The following is a 3,319-nucleotide window of genomic DNA, read 5'->3' as shown; positions in this document are numbered from 1 at the left end:
CCCCACAACCCCCGGGTTTGACCAAAACCCCACACCACCGCGCAAAACACCCCCGGGGTGGCCCGGGGGGGGGGAGTGTGGGGGGGGCCCCCCCCGGGGGCCGGCCCGCGCTTTCGGACGTCCCTTATTCCTGAGGGGCGTCGAAGCGGACGGAGCGGACCTCCAGGGTGTCCTTGGCCGGCTTGCCGTGGGCCTTCAGCCGCCACTCGGCGCCCTGGCAGTTCGCACCGAGGTAGACGGTGACGGCGGTGTCGGTGTCATTGTGCGGGCCGTAGCCCGGCTGCTCGTCGTCGTGGCCGACGGGATAGAGGTTGATGCACTTGCCGCTGTGCGGGTCGTGCAGGGTCGCGAACTGTTCCTGCCCGTGGCCGTCGACGTACTTGTAATGGAAGTTCCCCTGGGCGGCCTGGGCCGAGCCGGCGAGCGACAGGACCAGGGTGAGGGCGCCGAGACAGGCGCCGGCGGTGGAGCGGAGCTTCATGGCGGGAAGGGTCCCTTCCGGAGGTGATCGAAGGTGATCTCGGGGTGGTGCGTGCCCGACCCTAGGAGGGGTGTCCGGAGGCGAATCGATCCGCCTGATCACCCGCTCTGGTGCGTCACCCCGGCGCCACCTGATCGGACCAGAGCGCCGTTCCTGCTTCCACAGCAGCCGGGCGATCGGCCCCGACAGGAAGTCGTGCCCGACGCGGACACGAAACCCATGGCCGCACGGGATCCTGCCGCATCGCACGGCGACGTGCTGTCATGTGGCGACGGAGGTGCCGGGGTTGCCGGGGTTGCCGGCAAACGGGCATCGGCGGTCGTTGGAACAGGGCGCGGGAGAGGGAGCTGGCTGTGATCGGCGCGGTTTCGGGGAAGACGGTCCGGCCGGAGCCGTGGAACGGGAGGCCCTACGCGCAGGCGATGGACTCGCGGGAGGGGGACCTCTCGCTCAGGGACGGGGAGGGCTGGCTCCTTCCCCTGGAGGTGATGCGGTGGACCGGGCTGCCGGACGTGGGGGACGAGACGGTACTGGCACGGTGTGAGGGCGGGGTGCTGGACATCGGCTGTGGGGCGGGCCGCCTGGTGGAAGCCCTGGCCCGGCGGGGGAGTGAGGTACTGGGCATCGATGTGTGCACCTCGGCCGTGATTTCCACGGTGTGCCGGGGCGGGCCCGCGCGCAGCGGCTCGGTGTTCGACCCGTTGCCGGCGGAAGGCGGTTGGGGTACGGCGCTGCTCATCGACGGGAACATCGGCATCGGCGGTGACCCGGGCCTGCTTCTGCGGCGGATCGGTGATCTCGTGCGCGACGGGGGGCTGCTGATCGTGGAGGTGTCCGCGACGGAGGTGGACGAACGGCGGCGGGTGCGTCTGTACGCCGGGCAGCGGGCGGTGAGCCCGGTGTTCTCCTGGGCGGCCGTGGGCCCGTCCGCGCTGGAACGGCTCGCCCGGGAGTCAGGCTGGTCGGCCACCGAGCGGTGGACCGGCCCCCGGGACGAGCGTCACTTCGTGGCTTTGCGTGCGCGGGCCTGAGCGCGGATCTCCCTGCGCCGGGGCCGCAGCCGCAGCCACGTCCCGATCAGGAAGACGGCGGCAGAGCCGATGAACAGGCCGGCGGTGATGAGGAGCCATCGGGTGAGGAATCCGTCGGCGGGCAGGGCGGTGTAGGCGGTGTAGTGCCCGCCCTGCTGCAGGATCAGCGGCCACCACACCAGGAGCAGCAGACCGGAGATGAAACCCGGGACGCGCAGGTGGTTGACGCTCGGCTTCGGCACGCTCTCACCGGAGGGGTGGTGCCCGGGAAGCAGCCGCTGGGCCGCCCGGTCGGTGAGCGAATACAAGGGGAGCAGGAGCAGGTCGTGCACGAGCGCGGCTCCCACGAACCAGATCGCCACGCCCACGGTGTCACCGTTCAGGAGCCTGATCCCGGCGTACACGGCGAGGGCGAAGGAGGCCAGGACGAGGAGCAGGTGGAGCGGGGAGGCACCGTAGCGGTGGCGGAAGGCCGGGCCGCGGGCGGAACGGGCGGAACGGGGGGTCATACGGGCTCTCCGAAGGTGAGGCGGGTGACCCACTTGGTGTTGTGGACGCCCGGAGCGGCCGGGATGATCACGCGTGCCGGGTAGCCGTGGTCCGGGGAGAGATCGGCGCCGTTGACCCGCACCGCGAGGAGCGAACGGTGGTCGCGTGCCTGGTTCGGTGCGAGGACCACGGAGGAGAACGAACCTCCGCGCTGCACCGACTCGACCAGGACCTGCGGGGTGTCGGTACCGAGCCCGACGAGGGCGGCGAGGTCGCCGAGTCGTACGCCCGACCACTGCTGGTCGGGGGTGGACCATCCCTCCACGCAGGCGATCGGAAGGGCCGCCTCGTTCTGGGGGAGGGCGAGGAGCATCTCGCGCGTCAGCACCACCTGTCGGCCGCCGCCGCGCACTGTCAGCCGCCAGGCGGGGCCGATGTCGCTGGGCCGGATCCCGCTGGACGCGGCGGTCTTGTTGATCTGGAAGCCGTTCGGTCCCGTACCCGGGTCGCGGCCGTGCGGGGCCAGCAGGGCCGTCTGCCGCCACCAGCCGCCGATGCTCTGCCCGGCGGTCACGAAGAGGAGCGCGAAGGAGCCGGATCCGACCATGGCGAGCGCCCCGCGGCGGGAGATCGTAGGACGGGCCGGATGTGGCGAGACCAGCCCGGCGGCTTCTCGGGAGCCGGATGCGGGCTGGTGGCTCCCGCCGCCCCGGACCGCACGCACGGCGCGGGGAAGACGGAACGCCACGTGGACGGCGAACGCGCCGATGAAGACCCAGGAGCCGTAGAAGTGCAGGGTGTAGAAGGAGCCCGGGAAGATGTAGTCGAGCTGGATGTTGAGGATCCCGGTGACGAAGGTGAACCCGGCGCCGCCCACCAGCAGCAGGAGCGAGAGGCGCTCCAGGGCGTGTGCGGCGGACCTTACGGGCGGCCACTCGAACAGCTTCGGGATCACCGACCACAGCTTGGCCAGCAGGACCGGCACCAGGGCCACCCCCAGCACGGTGTGTACGCCCTGGGTGAGCCGGTACAGCCAGGAGGGAGAGGTAGGCCAGGTGAAGAGGTAGAACCCGAGCCACCCCTTGTCCGGCGTCTGGTCGTTGCGTGCGGCGAGGTCGGGGTTGTAGGCCGCGTACGACAGCAGGCCCGTGAGGAACAGCAGGGTGACCCCGGCCAGGAGGACCAGTCCGAACACACCGGTCAGCCAGGGGCCCCGCAGGGGGCTGCGCCAGAACTCCGGCCGGGCGGGGCCGGGCGGCGGGGCCGCCGCCGCCGCCGCGGGCGGCCCTGCGGGGCGCCGGTAGGCTAAGTGTGGACG

Annotated in this window: 4 protein-coding genes; 1 reads left to right on the top strand and 3 read right to left on the bottom strand. The window is 71.8% G+C overall.

Annotated elements, in window-relative coordinates:
- Positions 1-124: 124 nt before the first annotated feature.
- Entirely contained in the window at positions 125-481 is a 357-nt protein-coding gene (locus ACEPPI_RS40185) for a hypothetical protein (protein WP_373920191.1), read from the bottom strand.
- A 353-nt stretch (positions 482-834) separates the two neighbouring features.
- Between ACEPPI_RS40185 and ACEPPI_RS40180 the strand changes: the two genes are divergently transcribed.
- Positions 835-1,512, top strand: a complete 678-nt coding sequence (locus tag ACEPPI_RS40180; protein WP_373920190.1) for a methyltransferase domain-containing protein — start codon at positions 835-837, stop codon at positions 1,510-1,512.
- On the opposite strand, the gene ACEPPI_RS40175 is transcribed toward ACEPPI_RS40180, so the two are convergent.
- Together ACEPPI_RS40175 and ACEPPI_RS40170 are read right to left on the bottom strand one after the other, a co-directional pair.
- Entirely contained in the window at positions 1,482-2,021 is a 540-nt protein-coding gene (locus ACEPPI_RS40175) for a hypothetical protein (RefSeq protein ID WP_373920189.1), read from the bottom strand. The genes ACEPPI_RS40180 and ACEPPI_RS40175 overlap by 31 nt on opposite strands.
- On the bottom strand, positions 2,018-3,220 hold the full coding sequence (locus tag ACEPPI_RS40170) for a molybdopterin-dependent oxidoreductase (RefSeq protein WP_373920192.1): 1,203 nt from the start codon (positions 3,218-3,220) through the stop codon (positions 2,018-2,020). The genes ACEPPI_RS40175 and ACEPPI_RS40170 overlap by 4 nt, the downstream gene beginning before the upstream one ends.
- Between the last annotated feature and the right edge of the window lie 99 nt (positions 3,221-3,319).

The organism is Streptomyces sp. AB3(2024), assembly GCF_041862025.1.
Taxonomy (GTDB): Bacteria; Actinomycetota; Actinomycetes; order Streptomycetales; family Streptomycetaceae; genus Streptomyces.
This window is presented reverse-complemented; position numbering and strand designations above follow the sequence as displayed.

Bases quoted from the DNA above. Each gene is read 5' to 3' on its own strand.
- ACEPPI_RS40175 (WP_373920189.1), bottom strand. From the start codon at position 2,021: ATGACCCCCCGTTCCGCCCGTTCCGCCCGCGGCCCGGCCTTCCGCCAC.
- ACEPPI_RS40185 (WP_373920191.1), bottom strand. From the start codon at position 481: ATGAAGCTCCGCTCCACCGCCGGCGCCTGTCTCGGCGCCCTCACCCTG.